14 protein-coding genes are annotated in these 16,548 nt (G+C 67.8%); 4 read left to right on the forward strand and 10 right to left on the reverse strand.

The window, feature by feature from the left end; all coding sequences use genetic code 11:
- Positions 1–30: 30 nt before the first annotated feature.
- Positions 31–1,773, forward strand: a complete 1,743-nt coding sequence (locus H7J06_RS27610; RefSeq protein ID WP_264042603.1) for a sulfite reductase subunit alpha — start codon at positions 31–33, stop codon at positions 1,771–1,773.
- 39 nt (positions 1,774–1,812) lie between these two features.
- On the opposite strand, the gene H7J06_RS27615 is transcribed toward H7J06_RS27610, so the two are convergent.
- A complete protein-coding gene (locus H7J06_RS27615; RefSeq protein ID WP_264042605.1) occupies positions 1,813–2,718 on the reverse strand; it encodes an NAD(P)H-binding protein in 906 nt (301 codons plus the stop codon).
- A 95-nt stretch (positions 2,719–2,813) separates the two neighbouring features.
- Here H7J06_RS27615 and H7J06_RS27620 point away from each other — a divergent pair, with 95 nt between their 5' ends.
- Positions 2,814–3,281 (forward strand): winged helix-turn-helix transcriptional regulator, encoded by a 468-nt coding sequence (locus H7J06_RS27620; RefSeq protein WP_264042606.1) that lies wholly within the window; start codon positions 2,814–2,816, stop codon positions 3,279–3,281.
- Positions 3,282–3,350: 69 nt separating this feature from the next.
- Positions 3,351–6,467, forward strand: coding sequence for a bifunctional cytochrome P450/NADPH--P450 reductase (locus H7J06_RS27625; RefSeq protein WP_264042607.1), 3,117 nt, complete (start codon positions 3,351–3,353; stop codon positions 6,465–6,467).
- Between the two features lie 15 nt (positions 6,468–6,482).
- Here the strand turns inward: H7J06_RS27625 and H7J06_RS27630 are convergent, their stop codons facing one another.
- The 7 genes from H7J06_RS27630 to H7J06_RS27660 form a co-directional block, all read right to left on the reverse strand.
- Positions 6,483–7,835, reverse strand: coding sequence for an ABC transporter substrate-binding protein (locus H7J06_RS27630; RefSeq protein ID WP_264042608.1), 1,353 nt, complete (start codon positions 7,833–7,835; stop codon positions 6,483–6,485).
- 71 nt (positions 7,836–7,906) lie between these two features.
- Positions 7,907–8,425: a G/U mismatch-specific DNA glycosylase gene (gene mug, locus H7J06_RS27635; RefSeq protein ID WP_264042609.1), complete on the reverse strand. Its 519-nt coding sequence runs from the start codon at positions 8,423–8,425 to the stop codon at positions 7,907–7,909.
- Positions 8,426–8,436: 11 nt separating this feature from the next.
- Entirely contained in the window at positions 8,437–9,378 is a 942-nt protein-coding gene (locus H7J06_RS27640; protein ID WP_264042610.1) for an aldo/keto reductase, read from the reverse strand.
- A gap of 5 nt (positions 9,379–9,383) precedes the next feature.
- On the reverse strand, positions 9,384–10,112 hold the full coding sequence (locus tag H7J06_RS27645; protein WP_264042611.1) for a cysteine hydrolase family protein: 729 nt from the start codon (positions 10,110–10,112) through the stop codon (positions 9,384–9,386).
- Positions 10,113–10,212: 100 nt separating this feature from the next.
- Positions 10,213–10,803 carry a TetR/AcrR family transcriptional regulator gene (locus tag H7J06_RS27650; RefSeq protein ID WP_264042612.1) on the reverse strand — a complete coding sequence of 197 codons (591 nt, stop codon included), beginning with the start codon at positions 10,801–10,803 and terminating at the stop codon, positions 10,213–10,215.
- Between the two features lie 30 nt (positions 10,804–10,833).
- Positions 10,834–11,703 carry an ABC transporter substrate-binding protein gene (locus H7J06_RS27655; protein WP_264042613.1) on the reverse strand — a complete coding sequence of 290 codons (870 nt, stop codon included), beginning with the start codon at positions 11,701–11,703 and terminating at the stop codon, positions 10,834–10,836.
- Positions 11,704–11,733: 30 nt separating this feature from the next.
- Complete coding sequence (locus H7J06_RS27660; protein WP_264042614.1) at positions 11,734–12,519, reverse strand: SDR family NAD(P)-dependent oxidoreductase; 786 nt, start codon at positions 12,517–12,519, stop codon at positions 11,734–11,736.
- 255 nt (positions 12,520–12,774) lie between these two features.
- On the opposite strand from H7J06_RS27660, the gene H7J06_RS27665 reads away from it, so the two are divergent.
- Positions 12,775–13,506, forward strand: coding sequence for a haloacid dehalogenase type II (locus H7J06_RS27665; protein ID WP_264042615.1), 732 nt, complete (start codon positions 12,775–12,777; stop codon positions 13,504–13,506).
- Here H7J06_RS27665 and H7J06_RS27670 read toward each other — a convergent pair.
- Both H7J06_RS27670 and H7J06_RS27675 read right to left on the reverse strand, forming a co-directional pair.
- Complete coding sequence (locus H7J06_RS27670; RefSeq protein WP_264042616.1) at positions 13,448–14,890, reverse strand: dihydrolipoyl dehydrogenase family protein; 1,443 nt, start codon at positions 14,888–14,890, stop codon at positions 13,448–13,450. The two genes, H7J06_RS27665 and H7J06_RS27670, sit on opposite strands and share 59 nt — an antisense overlap.
- Positions 14,891–15,052: 162 nt before the next feature.
- Positions 15,053–16,393, reverse strand: a complete 1,341-nt coding sequence (locus tag H7J06_RS27675; RefSeq protein ID WP_264042617.1) for a TetR/AcrR family transcriptional regulator — start codon at positions 16,391–16,393, stop codon at positions 15,053–15,055.
- Between the last annotated feature and the right edge of the window lie 155 nt (positions 16,394–16,548).

Genomic DNA, 16,548 nt, shown 5'->3' on the forward strand with positions numbered 1-16,548 from the left:
ATGCGGGCTCGGAGCCTGCGAGGAGAGCGCATGACGAAGATCGCCTACATCCCGCAGGACGCGCCGTTCAACGAGGACCAACGGGCGTGGATCTCGGGCTTCCTGGCCGGGTTGCACTCGCGGCTCGCCATGAACGTGAACGCCCCGCCACCTGCCGTCGCCGACCAGGTCGAGCCGGGGCCGTCACTGCGGATCCTGTACGGGACGCAGACCGGCAACGCCGAGGGTGTCGCGAACGACGCTGCGGCGGCAGCGAAGTCGCAGGGCTTCGACGTGACCGTCAGCGGGCTCGACGAGATCGAGCTCGAGGAGTTCGCGGGCCTCAAGTACGTGCTGATCGTGACGTCGACGTACGGCGAGGGCGAGATGCCCGACAACGCGGAGCTGTTCTGGGAGGCGCTGGCAGCCGACGTGGCGCCACGCCTGGAGGGCGTGTCGTTCGGGGTGCTGGCCCTGGGCGACACCGGATACGACGGGTTCTGTCAGGCGGGCAAGCTGTTTGACATGCGCCTTGAGCAGCTCGGGGCGACCCGGGTGTTGCAGCGGGTGGACTGCGACGTCGACTACGAGACCGATGCCGCGGAGTGGATTCAGCAGGCGCTGACCGCATTGGTGCCGTCCTCGGGCGCGACGGGGATGCCGAGCACGCCGGCGCCGAGTGCGGTCGCCCGGTCGGGATGGACGCGCAAGAACCCGTTCACCGCGCGGGTTGCGACCAACCGGCTGCTGTCGGGTGCCGGTTCGGACAAGGAGATCCGGCACGTCGAATTCGCGTTGGCGGACAGCGGAATCGAGTACGAGGCCGGCGACGCGCTGGCCGTCATCCCGGAGAACGACCCCGCCCTGGTGGACGCGATCGTCGAGCACTTCCGGATGTCGGTCGGCACGCTCGTCGACGGGGAGCCGCTCGGGAAGCTGTTGAGTCAGAATTACGAAATCAGCGCGCCGTCAAAGGATCTGCTCGGTGAGGTGGAGAGTCGCGCCGACAACGAGGAGCTGTCGCACGTGCTGCGCGGCGGCGTGAAGGAGACGCTGGACCGCTGGCTGTACGGCAAGGACGCGTTGGACATCCTGCAGATTGCGGGCGACGACCTCAGCGTCGAGGAGTTCCTCGGGCTGCTGAAACCACTTCAACATCGAGCGTATTCGATCTCCTCGAGCCCGCTGGCGCATCCGGACCAGATCCACCTCACGGTCGCGGCGGTGCGGTACCAGTCCAACGGCCGAGAACGCGGCGGCGTGTGCTCCACGTTCCTGGCCGACCGCGGGGTCGAGGCCAAGATCTTCCTGCAACCCAACAAGTCCTTCCGGGTGCCCGCCGACGACGACGCGCCCATCGTGATGGTCGGCCCCGGCACCGGGGTCGCGCCGTTCCGGGCGTTCCTGCAGGAGCGGGCCCTACGAGGGGCCAAGGGCCGCAACTGGTTGTTCTTCGGCGATCAGCACCGTGCACACGACTTCGCCTACGAGGACGAGATCGTGGGCTGGCAGGAATCGGGAGTTCTGAATCGCTTGGAGCTCGCGTTCTCTCGCGATCAGGCGGAGAAGGTCTACGTGCAGACCCGGATGCTGGAGCACGGTCGGGAGTTGTTCTCCTGGCTGGAGGAGGGCGGGCACTTCTACGTGTGCGGCGACGCGACGCGGATGGCCAAGGACGTCGACCATGCGCTGCATGCCGTCGTCTCGGCGCACGGCGGGCTGGACGACGACGCCGCCACCGACTACGTCAACTCCATGAAGCGCGAGAAGCGATACGTGCGCGACGTCTACTGAGAGCGAGTCCCCGGGTCGGCTGTCGCGCGGCCGCCGCCGCTAACGTGCGCGCAGCTTCTCCCAGGCGATCTGCTGCCCCGTCCCGTCGAACTCGCCCCGATTCGCCGCGACGAACTCCCCCACCGTCTTCGCGGGCGTCCCGGTGATGACCTCGACGAGGTTGTCCGCGCCCGCGAAGATCCCCTCGCGGTAGTCCTGCGCGACGTTGACGAGGTGCTGGATGGCGTAGGGGACGCGACCCTGGATGGCCAGCAGCTCTTCGAAGGTGGGGAGGTCGATCGACTCGTATCGGACCGGGATGTCGAGCGCATCAGCCACTTCGGCGGCGATGCCGTGGTGATCGAGTTCCACGGGGCCGCGCAGCGGATAGACCTGCCGGTCGTGCGGTGCGGGGTTGGTGAGGATCGTGGCGATGACGCGGGCCTGGTCGGCGGCGGCGATCGGCGCGTGCCGGCCGCCGGCGAACGGCAGCCGGAAGACGCCGCCCTGCTCGTCGCGGGACCACTGCCAGGTCAGCCACTCGGCGAAGAACGTCGGCCGCAGGTGCGTGGTCTTGAACGCCGACCGGTCGAAGATCCGCTCGCTGAGCCAGTGGTTCTGCGCAGCATGGCTTTTCGCGTTCCGCCTGGCGCTGATCTGCGACATGTTGACGACGGCGTCGACGCCGGCCTCGGAGGCGGCCTGCGCGAAGATCGCGGTCGCGTCGAGCAGACCGGGCAGGATCGGGTAGCAGAAGTAGGCCGCCGTGACACCGGCCATCGCCGAACTCACCGCGTGGAAGTCGAGCAAGTCGCCGGTGACGATCTCTGCGCCGAGGTTCTCGAGAGCCTCGGAGCGTTCGTCGCGGGAGTGGACGAACGCGCGGACGCGGTGACCGCGCACGCGCAGGGTGCGGACGGCGCGCTCGCCGGTCTTGCCGGTGGCACCGGTGATCAAGTAGGTCATGCCGACTCCTTCATCTGAATAACGTTGTCGTTAGTCATCTCTATGACAACATGCTATTCTGACTAATGCAAGCGTTATTCAGGACGGAGTGGACGATGAAGTTCGAACCCTCGCTCAGCGATCGTTCGCAGTGGTCCATCGGCGAGGGCTGTTCGATGACGAAGGTGCTCAACGTGCTGAGCACGAAGACCGCATTCCAGGTGTTGCGCGAATTGTTCTTCGGCACCGTGCGTTTCGACGACTTCGTCGATCGGACGGAGAGCTCGGCGCCAGCCGTCTCGCGGGCGCTGAAGCAGTTGGAGACCGCCGGAATCGTCGCACGGGAGCCCTATCAGGAGCCGGGCCAGCGGGCGCGCGACCGGTACCGGCTCACCAACGCCGGAGAGGACCTGCTGCCGGCGTTCCTGTCCCTCGTGCAGTGGGGCGACAAGCACCTCCACGACGGCCCGCCGCCGCTGGTGTTCGAGGAAGCGGGCAGGGCGTTGGCGGTGCAGGTCGCACCTGCCGATGCCGCCGCGCGAACCCGGTCGGACGACATCACGGTGCGACGACCGGGGCGGTGAGTCACCCCAAGTACTGCGCATTTTCAACGTTGCCGAAAATATGCACCTCACGATGCTTATGCTGCGCGAATGCCCGAGTACGCGCCGTCCGCACCGCCGTCGCTCGACGACGTCCCTTCCGTGTCCCTGCCGACCGACGCGCAACTCGCCGGCAGGCCATACGCGCTGCCGATCGACATCCTCGCCGAGTTGCACGGCCCGATCTTCTACGGCGACTGGAGCGGTGATCGGAAGCTCTACGCGTGCTCCGAAGAACTCGTCGCGGAACTGTGCGACGAGAGCAGGTTCGCCAAGAACCCGACGGCGTCGCTGTCGCGGATCCGCCCCTTAGCCGGGGACGGGTTGTTCACCGCCTTCCACGGCGAGCCGAATTGGCAGACGGCACACGATGTTCTACTGCCCGGATTCAGTTACTCCGGGCTGCGCAACTACCACGACGCGATGTTGGCGATCAACCAGCAGCTGGTCGCGCGGTGGGACGCGCGCCTCGGAGTGGGGCCGGTCGACGTGTCCGGCGATCTGCAGAAGCTGGCCATGGACACCGTCGGGCTGGCGGGGTTCGGGGCGCGGTTCGAGTCGTACGACTACGACGGCCTGGCGCCCATTCCGCAGAGCTTCACCAACGCGCTGACCGAGGTCTTCACCAACGGCGAGTCCCCGGCGTTCGAGGCGGAGCTGGCCACCCTGCACGGGTACTTCGACGAGCTGATCGCCGGACACTCTGGCGGCGGCACCGGCGATCTGTTGTACGTGATGCTCGGCGCTGACGGGACCCTGTCCGACGACAACGTCCGCAACCAGATCATGACCTTCCTGATTGCCGGGCAGCTGACGACGTCGGAGCTCATGCCGAACGCCGTCTACAACCTGGTGCACCACCCCGCGGTGCTGGCCCGCGTGCAAGCCGAGGTCGACGCCGTCTTCGGCCCCGACGACGACTACCTGCCGACGTACGACGACATCGGCAAGCTCGCCTACCTGCGCCAGGTGATCAGCGAGACGCTGCGCCTGTCGCCACCGGTGCTCAACTTCGATCGGATGGCGTTGGCGGAAACGGTGATCGGCGGCGTCTATCCGGTCAAGGCGCGCGAGGCCCTCACCATCCTGACCGGCGCGCTGCACCGGCAGCCGGAGTGGGGCGACAACCCGGAGCTGTTCGACCCGTCCCGGTTCGACCCCGATGTCGCCGAGGGTCGGTCGACGGCGCTGTTCAAGCCGTTCGGCACCGGGGAGCGGTCGTGCATCGGGCGGCAGTTCGCGTTGCACGAGGCGGCAATGCTGCTCGCGCGGCTGGTGCACCGCTACCGGCTGATCGACTCGCAGCACTACGTGTTGCAGTGGGAGGGGTTGAGCCGACGACCGGTCGGGTTCTCGGTGGAACTGGTGCGGCGAACGTCGGAGGAGCGGGTGGTGGTGGCGACGGCTCCTGCCACTGCTGTCACCACGTCGGCGTCGGCGTCGGCGCCCGTTCGGGCGGGGACGACGTTGGCGGTGCTGCACGGCTCGAATCTCGGCACCTGCCGGGCACTGGCCAAGCAGCTCGCGGAGGAGGCGACCGACATCGGTTGCGTCGCAACGGTCGCGGCATTGGACACGGCGGTGGACGGGCTACCCCAGGCCGATGCCGTGCTGATCGTCGCATCCTCGTACAACGGTCAGCCGACGGATGACGCCCGGGAGTTCTACTCGTGGTTGCAGTCGGATGATGCCGTCCTCCAACATGAGCCGCTGTTCGCGGTGCTCGGCGTCGGCGATCACAACTGGGCGGACACGTACCAGGCCGTGCCCAAGATCTACGACGAGCGGCTGACGGCGCTCGGTGGACGACCGCTGCTGCCGAGGGCGGCGGCGGACACGTCGGGTGATCTGACGGGAACGCTGGAGGAGTTCGAGACGGCGTTGTGGTCGGCGTTGGCTGAGCACTACGGCGATCCGGATGCCGTATCGCTGACCACGAACGACGAGCCGTTGTACGACCTGCGCCTCATCGAGGGCCTGCTGACGGCGGCGATCGACGAACGGTTCGCGGTGCAGCCGATGACGGTCACACTCAACGACGAGTTGGTGAACGTGCCGGGTCAGGCGAAACACTATGTCCGGGTGGCGCTTCCCGCGGACGTGTCGTATTCGACGGGTGACCATCTGACGGTGCTGGCCGACAATCCACCCGAGGTGGTTGACACGGTGCTGGAACTACTGCAGATCGACCCAGAGCTGCGGCTGTCGATCAATCCGCGGCGCACGTCGCGACGGCTGATCGCGCTGGACCGCGAGGTGAGCGTGCGCGAGCTGCTGACGCACTTCGTCGAGTTGCGCAAGCCGGCGACGCGCAGCCAACTGAAGAAGATGGCGGCGGTCAACCCGTGCGAGCCGGAACGGAAGGCGCTCGAGGCGTTGGCGGACTCGGACGATCCGTGTGCGCTGAGCCCACTGGAGTGCCTGGCGCAGTTCAAGGCGTGCGCACTGACCGGTGCCGAACTATTGGAGCTACTGGAACCGATGACGCCACGGCACTATTCGATCGCGTCGTCGTCGAAGTTGTCGGCGCACGAGGTGGCGCTGATCGTCAGCGTGCTCGACACGCCGGCGCGGTCGGGCTACGGGCTGTTCAAGGGGGTGGCGTCGAATCATCTGGCCGGGGTCGCGCCCGGTACACGGATCCGGGCGAGGATCGACCCGGCGCGGCAGGCGTTCCGCGCGGGCGCGGAGCCGAAGCGCAACGTGATCCTGGTGAGCGCGGGCACGGGCGTCGCACCGTTCTGCGGCTTCCTCGGTGACAGGTTGGCGGCGAAGCAGGCGGGTGAACCGTTCTCACCGGCGTTGTGCTTCTTCGGCGTTCGCGATCCGGACGTGGACTACATCTTCCGCGAGGCGTTCGAGGAGGGCGAGCGGGAGGGCATCGTGCGGATGCGGCCGGCGTTCTCGCGGGCTCCCGTGGATGGGGTCAAGTACGTGCAGGATCGGATCGCCGCCGATGCGGACGACGTCTGGGAGCTGCTGGGCGATCCGGCGAAGAACACCCACGTGTTCATCTGTGGTGACGGGGGTCGGATGGCGCCGGCGGTGCGGGCGGCGTTCCGAGCCATCTACAGCGCGCGTACGGGTGCGGATGACGCGGCGGCGAAGGAGTGGATTGAGGGGTTGGTGGCGTCCGACCACTACGTGGAGGACGTGTGGGCGGGATGAGGCCCAACACGAGGATTAGGCCAGGGCCTTGTCCCACTGTTGCTGGGAGTTCTCCAGCGACTGCTGGACGGTCTGGGTGCCGTTGACGGCCAACGCAATCTGGTCGACCAAGCCCTGCAGCAACTGTGGTGCGCCGGCCGTCTTGGGCCACACCAGCGGGTTGCCGTTCAATCCCTGGCGGATGGGGCCGATGGCCTTGGTCACCACTTTGGCGTAGCCGTCGGAGTCGAGCACCTCGCCGCGGGCTGGGTCGATGCCGGCGCCGGGAGTGGAGGAGACGACCAGGTTCTGCGGGGCGGCGGTGGCCCAGGAGATGAACGCCGACGCGGCGTCCTGGTTCTTGGTGGCGGTGGAGATGCCCAGCCCGAAGCCGGCGTCGAGCGCGGTGCGCGGGGTGGTGTTGGCACCGCCGACGGGCAGCGAGAGCGCGCCCCACTTGCCGGCGATCTTCGAGGCCGTCGGGTCCTCGGCCCGCAGGGCCATGTCGGTCCAGGTGTCGAGCATCGCGCCCTGCCCGGTGAGGAAGGCGGTGTTGGCCTGGTCGAAGCCGATCTGCAGCGGGGTGGGCAACGCGGCGGGCGAAACCTTGACGAGGTGGGTCAGCGCGGCGACCGAGGCGTCGGAGGTGAGCTCGGGTTTCCCGTTGGCGTCCAACAGGTTTCCCCCGTAACCGGTGAGTCGGTTGATGTAGGAGCAGCCGAGGATCATCGGGACCTGCTGACCGGAGACGATCGCGCCGTAGGCGGAGCCCTTCGCGTCGGTGGTGATCTTGGCGGCGACGTCGTCGTACTCGTCCCACGTGGTGGGCGGTGCGACCTTGTATTTGTCGAAGAGTTCGGCGTTGTAGAAGAGGATGTGGACGTCGCCGTCGTAGGGCAGTCCGTAGCGCTTGCCGTCGAGCAGGGTGTACGGGTCGTAGATCGACTTCAGGTAGCCGCTCGTCCCGATCTTGTCGGCGTTGGCGTCGATCCACCCGGTGAGGTCGGTGAGCGCGCCGGCGTCGACGAGGTCGCCGAGACCGAAGTAGAAGTAGTCGAAGACGTCGAATTCGCCCGTACCGCTTTGCACGTCGAGGATCTGCTTGCTGGTCAGCTGGTCGTACGGTGCGGCGGTGACCTCGAGGGTGCCGCCGGTGGCGTCCTTCCACTTGGGCGCCAGCACGTCACGGAATGACGTCACGTGCGGCTGGTTGACCAGCAGCTTGAGGGTGACGCCGTCGAAGCGTCCGCCCGTCGGGGCGGTGGTGGACAGCGCGGCGGTGCTGCCCTCGGATCCGCACGCGGCGAGGGCCGGCGCGAATGCCATTGCGCCGCCGGCGAGTCCGAGTAGTTGAAGCGCGCGGCGACGACTGAGGTGGGCGTTGGTCACGTGGGGTGACGGTAAGGGAGGCACCGTCGGTCGGGCGATGGTTTGACTCGTGGTGATCGTTGGTGGCGTCGTCAGCGGCCGGGCACCGCGGCGCGAAGATCGGCGTAGGCCCGCACCAGCGCGTCGAGGGTGAAGCCTCGGTTGAGCCCGCTCGGGTTCGGCAGCACCCACGCGATCGAGCCGGCGAGATCCGTCGGCTGCCTTCCCCAGTCGACGTCTCGCGTCGAGAGCATCGCCGACAGCGCGCGCTTGCCGAGGAAGGCGACGACCCGGGGCCGGTACCGGCGCATCTTGGCCTCGAAGGACGGTTTCGCGTCCCGAAACTCCTCGGGTCCGATCTCGGCTGCCGTCGACGTCGGGCGGGACACCACCGCGGTGATGCCACAGCCGTAGGTCAGCAGCTGGCGTTCGTCCTGGGCGCGCAGCCGGGTGTCGGTGAACCCGGCCAGGTGCAGGACCGGCCAGAAGCGGTTGCTCGCGCTGGAGAAGTTGTGTCCGTCGGCCGCCGCGCTGGCGGCCGGGTTGACGCCGCAGAACACCACGTCCAGCCCGGGGGCCAGCACGTCGGGGTCGTAGCCATTCGATCTCATGTGGTCGTCAGTCAACTCCCCTGCGGCACCTGGAGGAACCCGGGTTCGCCGGCGTCGACGACGGAGTTGAACCGGATTCTGGTCTCGAGTTCGCTGATCGACTGGACGGCGTCGTCGGGCAACGCGGTGACGTCGACGTTCTCGGCGATGCGGGACGGTGTCACCGACGACGTCAGCACCGCGGTGCCACGTTGGATGCCCCAGGCCAGAAGCACCTGCGCGGGTGTCTGCCTGGTTTGTTCGCTCACCTCCACGATGAGCGGGTCGTCGAGCAGGCGCGGTTCCAGCGCGTGGCCCAGTGGCGCAAACGCGAGCAGGACGATGCCTTCGGCCTGGCACAGACGATGCAGTTCCCACTGCGGGTGATACGGGTGCGACTCCACCTCCACGACCGCCGGTGTAATTCTGGCACCGGCGATGACGTCACGGGTGCCGTCGGCGTCGATGTCGGACAGCCCGATCGCGCGGGACAGCCCCTCGTCGACGAGACCTTCCATGGCGGACCAGGTTTCGGCCAGTGTCACCCCGTCGTCGTAGACGACCGCTCCGTGCGGATGCCGGGGATCTTGGTCGTCGCCGGGCCGGAACGCGAAGGGGGTGTGCACCAGGTAGAGGTCGACCGAGTCCAGTCCGAGCTTGCGCAGACTCGCCTGCAGGGCGGGCTTGACGCGGTCGGGCCGATGGTTGTTGTTCCACAGCTTCGTGGTGACGAACAGGTCCTCGCGACGGATCGCGCCGCTGCCGAGTAGGTCCTTGAGCGCCAAGCCGACTTCAGCTTCGTTGCGGTACCGCTCGGCGCAGTCGAGGTGGCGAAAGCCGACCTCGACGGCGGCCACGGTCGCCTCTCGGGTCTTCCTGCTGTCCGAGACCAGCGTGCCGAACCCGAGCGCCGGGATCTGCCCGCCGCCGTGGTTCAACGCAAGGGTGTGGTGTCGTGGATCGTGGATTGTCATGTTGTTCAACGTCCTTCGGTGTTCGGGGTGTTGGAGATGAGGTGGTTCACGGCCTCGGCCGTGGTCCAGACCGCGCTGGCCAAGAATCGGTAGTTGACGAGCGCGGCCAGGTAGCCGTCGCCTTCGGGCAGTCGAGGCCCTGCGGTAGCGTCCTTCACGACGACCACCTCGAAACCCTGCTCGACGAGTTCGCGCATGTGTCCTTCGACGCAGAGGTTGGCGGCCATGCCGGCGAGGATGACCTGGTTGACGCCGCGCTTGCGCAGTTGCAGGACGAGGTCGTTGGACTCCGGGCCGACGATCTTGTGGGGCGAGGTGATGACGGTGCGGCCGTCGTGAATGTGGTCGCGGTAGGCGGGCAGGAAGTCGGCGCCCGAGCCGGCGAAGCCGTCCAGCGTGTACGCGCCCTGCCGTCCGAACATGCCCACTCCCCCCATGAATGCCTCGAGTGGATCGCCGAAGCGCCACTGCGAGTCGGTGGGATAGAAGTGGTGCGGCGACACCGCGACGGTGATGTCGGCGAGCTTGGCGGCGTCGAACAATTCGCTGATGTGGGCGACGGTGCCGTTTTCGGTGATGCTGTCGCCGAAGATCGCCCAAGACACCCCATCCGGACTGAGGAAGTCGATCTGCGGGTCGGTGACCACCAGGGCGGCATGCGCGAGATCGAGCTCGAAGCCAGAGGCGGGTAGCGCGGGATGCAGCGGTTCGGCGTAGCGGGGCGCGACGGTCATGGCGATCCTCAGGGTCGACGGGTGCGTACGGTTCCGATAATACGTGACCGGTCGTCTATGTATAGAGCGTCGTTGATCACAGTGGGCCAGCCGCAGGGATCTAGCGCAGCAGCGCCGGGACGGTGACCGTCTCGAAGCGGGCGTACGGCGTCCGGCTCCGGGTGACCTTGCCCCGCAACGCCGCACCCTCCCACGCCTCGATCAGCGTGGCGGCGAGTTCGTCGGCGTCGAGATCCGTGCGGATGCCCCCCACGCCGTGCTGCCCCGACCGCACGCACGCCGTCAGCGCGGCGTCCCAGCGGTCGAGAATGCTGGCCAGCTGATCGCGCACCGCCTCGCTGGCCCCACCGAGCTCGAGCGACAGGTTGCCGATCAGGCAGCCGAGCAGGAAGTCGCCGTCCTCGTGCTCGTCGGCCAACGCATGAAAGAAGCGGACGAGCCGCTCCTGCGCCGGGCCGTTCTCGTCGAGGATCGGCAGGAGCCGCCGTTCGATGTCGGACCAGTAGTGCTCGAGGATCGCCGCGGCGAAGGCCTCCTTGCTAGGAAAGTACGCGTAGAACGATCCCTTCGGCACGCCGGCCGAATCGGTGATGTCCTTGACGCCACTGGCCGCGAAGCCGCGGCCGTGCACCAGGTCGAGGCCTGCCGACAGCAGGCGGCGCCGGACGTCGGGATTTGGTGGTCGTGGCACCCCACCGATGGTAGCCGACCGGTCACGTATCTATGGGTGCTGCGTCGGATACACCGTCTCGGCTGCAACCTCCGGGACACCGAGTTCGGCTGCGACCTCCGCAATGGCGCCGCGCGCCACGTCGAGGTCGACGTGTCCGTCGGCGGAAAAGTGGGGAGCGACGTAGCGCTGGTGATACTGCGCGGCCTCGTCACTGGTAACTCGATTGAGAAATGCGGAGATGTACTCGACGGCCACTTCCGGTTGTTCGGCCAACGTTCGAAGGGCCCGCTCGTTGGCGCGCACCAGGCCGCGAAGCGCGGGGCTGTCCAACGGAACGTGGGCGGGGTCCACCGCAACGCCGACGGTCGGGATCTGAAAGTGGTCGCCGACCCACGCCAGCACGTGAAACCCCTCCTCGTGGGCGACCTGCTCCGGCGAGAGGGTGCTGCCAACGTAGGCGGCGTCGATCGAGCCGTCGCGCAGTCGGCGTAGGTCCATCTGGTAGTCGCCCGGATCGCGCGCCACGCACGTCAGGTCCCCATCGGGGTCGAGTCCATGCTTGCGCATGACGATTCGAGCAAAGCACCCGGGCGCGGTGTGCGCGGCATGGACTGCCAATCTTCGCCCGTGCAAGTCGTCCATCGACGACACCTCGGCGTTGCCGAGAAACCAGAACAGCGGGCGATGGGTGTTGACGCTGAGCACTTTCCAGCCGACGTCGTCGGTCAGCCGCGACAACAACGATCGGCCGAGGCCGATGGTGGCGCCGCGGCGCAGACGATCGATAGGCCAGTGGACACCGTCGCGGATGGCGACGTGGACGTCCTCGTCCGCGTAGTAGCCCTCCTGGTCGGCGACGTAGGCGACCAGCTCTTCGTGAATTCCGTGTCCGGCGAATGCGAGGTCGATCGTGTGCATGGAACGTCCTGTTCGTTGGGTGCGTCGGGCTCAGTCCATGGACAGGCCGCCGTTGACCGGGAGGTAGTGGCCGGTGGTGAAGGCGGACGCCTCGCTTGCCAGGAAGGCCACGGTCCTGGCTATTTCCTCTGGCCGGACCAGCCGTCCCATGGGGTTGGTCGCGCCGAGGTGGTCGATCTGATCGGCCGTCAACTGTTCCGTCACCTTCGTTTCGTCGACCGTGGCGGGTGCGACGAGGTTCGCCGTAATACCGTGCGGCGCCACCTCCAGTGCGACGTAGCGAACGAACTGGTCCAGGGCCGCCTTGGCGGTGCCGAGGGTGATCATCCCGGCGCGAGGCCGCCTGGACAACCCTGTGCTGAGGTACACCAGGCGTCCGTACTTGCGCGACATCATCCCGGGCACAACGGCTTTGGTGACGAGGAACGCGGCGTGCAACTCGCGGTCGAGCTTGCCGCCAAGCTGCTCCCAACTCAGATCGGCGAACGACGTGATCGCGAACGGGATGAGGGCGTTGTGCACGACCACGTCGATTCGGCCCCATCGTCGTTCGGTCTCGCTCATCAGTGCCGACACGTCGTCGGCTGCGGTTACGTCGGCCCGAATCGCAACGGCTTCACCACCGGCGGCACTGATGGTCTCGACTACCTCGTCAGCCTCTGCGGCGCTGGAACGATAGTTGACGACCACACGGAACCCACCGCTGGCGAGGAGCGACGCAGTCGCCGCACCGATTCCCCGGCTGGCGCCGGTGACCACCGCGACCCGCCTCGGCCTGGAGGCCGGAGTCGTGTCGGACGTTGATGACGAGGGCATCGCACATCTCCTTAAGGCGTCGGGGAAGCGGCGAGACACCGAACGTTCTGGGCGCCGTCGAGATCCGCAGTCGGCGACAGCTACCGTCGAACGCGGACTTCACGCGCTCGGGACGGTGAGTGAGGCTCCAAAGCTTGGTGCTGACACCCAGATCGTCTCGCGCCGCCGTTCCCTCGGTCAAGGCCCAACCGCGTCCCCCAGGCGCTCGCTACATTGGGTAGGAACACCCATACTCGAGTGGCCCTAGGAAATTCCATGACGAGCCTCGACCCCGCAGCGCCGTCGGTGTTGGTCTTCGACGTCAACGAGACTCTGCTCGACATCGAATCGCTCGGTCCGCACTTCGAGCGGATCTTCGGCGACGCAAATGTCCTTCGCACGTGGTTCGGCGAGCTCGTCACCTATTCGATGACGCTGACGCTGTCCGGCTACTACGTCGACTTCTTCGCCCTCGGCAGGGCAGTCCTGCAGATGGTCGCCACGATCCGCGACGTGGCGCTCACCGACGACGACGTGCGGTCACTGGCCGAGGGAATGCGCACGATGCCCGCCCACCCCGACGTGGCCCCGGGCTTGGCGCAGCTACGGGCCGACGGCTACCGTCTGGTGACCCTGACCAATTCACCGCATCAGCCCAACGTCTCGTCGCCACTGGACAATGCCGGTCTTGGCGACTTCTTCGAGCACCAGTTCACGGTGGACACCCTGGGTGTGTTCAAGCCGTCGATCCACCTCTACCGCCGGGTGGCCGCGCAGCTCGGAGTCGACACGTCGCAGTGCATGATGGTGGCGGCGCACACCTGGGACACCATCGGGGCGCAGGGCGCCGGCATGCGCAGCGCCCTGATCACCCGGCCCGGCAATGCTCCGCTGGTGACGGCGGGCGTGCCACAGCCAAACCTGTTGGCCTGCAACATCACCGATCTTGCTAGCCTGCTGAAGCCCCGTCCCGGTAGGCCTCCAGCAGCCGAAGCCACACTTCACTGATCGTCGGAAAGCACGGCACCGCGTGCCAGAGCCGTGCGATCGGCACCCGGCCCGCGACGGCGACGGTGGCCGAGTGCAACATCTCCACCACCCCGGGACCCACGAAGCCGACCCCGAGCAGCGTGTGGTCGTCCTCGTCGACCACCATCCGTGCCCGACCGGTGTAGCCGTCGGCGTAGAAGTTCGCGCCGGGCACGGACAGCCCCATGTCCACCTCGACCGTCCGCACCCGGTGTCCTCGCTGCCGCGCCTGGTCAGCGGTGAGCCCCACCGCCGCCGCCTCCGGATCGGTGAAGAAGGCCTGCGGGACGGCGAGGTCGTTGGCGGTGGCCACGTGCGCGCTCCACGGGTCGGAGTCCACGGGTCGGCCGTGCGCACGCGCGCCGATCACCGCGCCGGCGATGCGCGCCTGATACTTGCCCTGGTGTGTCAGCAGCGCCTGGTGGTTGACGTCGCCGAGCGCGTACAGCCACTGGCCCTCGACGCCTCGGGCCAAACACGTCTCGTCGACGTCGAGCCACGAACCGGGCGCGAGCCCGATGCTCTCCAGCCCGATGTCGGCGGTGTTCGGTGTCCGGCCGGTGGCGAAGAGGATCTCGTCCACCTCGAGCCCGTCGCCGGTGTCGAGGGTGACCTGGATGGGCCCGCGTCCGCCGGGGCGGTGCAGCTCGGTGACGAGCACCTCGGTTCGTACGTCGACGCCTGCCTCGAGGAGACCGCCGTGGACGTACTCACCGATGAACGCCTCCATTCGCGGCAGCAGCCGGGCGGTCCGCGACAGCAGCGTGACCCGTGAGCCCAAACCGTGCCAGGCCGTGGCCATTTCGACGCCCACTCCCCCGGCGCCCACCACCGCAAGCCGATCGGGGACCGTACTGCTGTCGGTCGCCCGGCGATTGGTCCACGGCTTGGCCTCGGCGACGCCGGGAAGGTCGGGCACCGCGGCGGTGCTGCCGGTGCACACGATCACTGCGTGTCGGGCATGGAGTTCCAGTCGTCGCTCCGAGGTGGTGACGACGACGCGACGTGCCCCGTCGAGGCGGGCGTGCCCGCGAATCAGGTCGACGCCCATGCCGACGACCGCGCCGGCGACCGGGGCGTCGTCCCAGTTGGTGACGTACCGATCTCGCCGGGCGAAGACGCCCTTCGCGTCGATCGCGCCGACGACGGCTTCGCGGGCCCCGTCGACCTTGCGCGCCTCGGCGACGGCGAGCACCGGTCGCAGCAGGGACTTGCTCGGCACGCACCCCCAGTAGTTGCATTCGCCCCCAACGAGTTCACGCTCGACGAGCGCGACCGACAGACCTTCCGCGTGGGCGCGGTCGGCGGCATTGATGCCCACCGGCCCGCCGCCCAGGACGACGACGTCGTAGACCTCTGCCATGTTCTCTCCCACCTCGTGTGCGCGAAGTGCGCGTAAGGATCTCGCCCGCGTCGAGGCCACGGTCGGCGTGGTGAGCGATCACGCACAATGGGTCTTACCGCCCATTATTGTGGGTGACGCAGCCCATAATGTCCAGGGCGTCGGCCCGAGAATGGGCCCCTTCTACGACCTCTTCGGCCTCGCTGCAGACTTGGGCCGGCGCGCGGCAAAGCTGGTGACGTAGTCGAGCGCAGCGTTCGCGGCAGTCCGAAAGGGTTCGGCGGTTCCGGTGACGTGCGTGAGCAACGTGCCGCCCTGGTGGGCGGCGATCATCGCGACGGCGAGGTGGCGGGGATCGGCGTCGGGCGTCAGGTCGCCACGTCGGCACATCGCCCCCAGCCCGTCCTCGAAGACCTGCAGCCAGCGGTCGTACCCGTCGGCCAGTGCGTCGAGCACGACGTCGTCGGCTTCGAGCAGTTCACCGGTCAGGGATCCGTAGACACATCCGCCGCGCAGGTAGTTCTCGCCGGCCTGGGCCCAACACAGATCGGCCCAGGTCCGCAGGGAGTCGAGGGTGTCCAGGTGACCGAGTGCCCCCTGGGTGTGGAAGGCGACGACGAAGTCGGTGCGCGCCGCGATGACCTCACGCGTGAGATCTTGCTTGTCCTCGAAGTAGTGGGAGATCTGCGATCCGCTGACGCCGACGGCTCGGCGCACGTCGTCCAGGCTGGTGCCGTTCACTCCTCGCTCGAAGATCAGCTCGGCGGCGCCGTCGATGATGCGGGCACGGGTGGCCATGCCCTTGGCCGTGAACCGTGGGGCGGCCTCCTGCTCCACGGGGTGCCGACGTCGTCGGGGTCGGGACTTTCGCGCGGGGCGCGGGGCGCGCTCGTCGGCGTCCTTGGCGAACATGCGGATGTAGTCGACGACGCACCGGGTGACGTCCGCCAGCGGCCACTCCTGCCGGTAGGCGAAGGCCAGCAGGCCGGCACCCTGATGCAGGCTGACGACCACCAGCGCCAGCTGGCGGGGTTGGGCCGAATTGACCAGCAGGCCTTGGCTCTTCATCCGTGCGAACGAGTCCTCGAGCAGGGTGACCCAGCGCCAGTACCCGTCGGCGAACGTCTGCCGGGTGGCCGCGTCCGACTTCGCCAGCTGACCGGCCAGCACGTGGTACGTGGCGGTGCCGCGGTAGCCGACCTTGCGCAGGTAGCGGACGTTGAGACGTGCCCACTGCTCCCAGTCCTCGAAGGTGTCGAGTCCCCCCAGCCGTGGCTGCCGGTGGAACTGCAACACGATCTCGACCTGGCGTTTCACGACGGCGCGGATGAGGTCCTGCCGGTCCACGAAGTAGTGGTTGAGCTGCGATCCGCTGACCGAGGCCGCCTGACGCACCTTGTCCAGGTTGAACGCCGTCAGCCCGTCGGCGAGCAGGACGTCGGCGGCCGAGCTCAGGATGCGCTCCCGGGTCGCGAGCCCCTTGGCGGTGAAACTCCGGCTCTCCGACGCATCTGCGGTGGTCATCGTGCATACGAAGATACCTGCGCGGGTGCTTTTGGCGGGTGTGACCAGGGCCGACGGCGTGCCGCGAGGTGTCGACGCTCCCGCCGACCGCCGACGGCGGTCAAGAAGACTCCGATCGTGACGAACTCGCGCCGCCATGGCGCCCTCCCATCAAT

Source organism: Mycolicibacterium hodleri (genome assembly GCF_025822245.1).
GTDB classification, from domain to species: domain Bacteria; phylum Actinomycetota; class Actinomycetes; order Mycobacteriales; family Mycobacteriaceae; genus Mycobacterium; species Mycobacterium hodleri.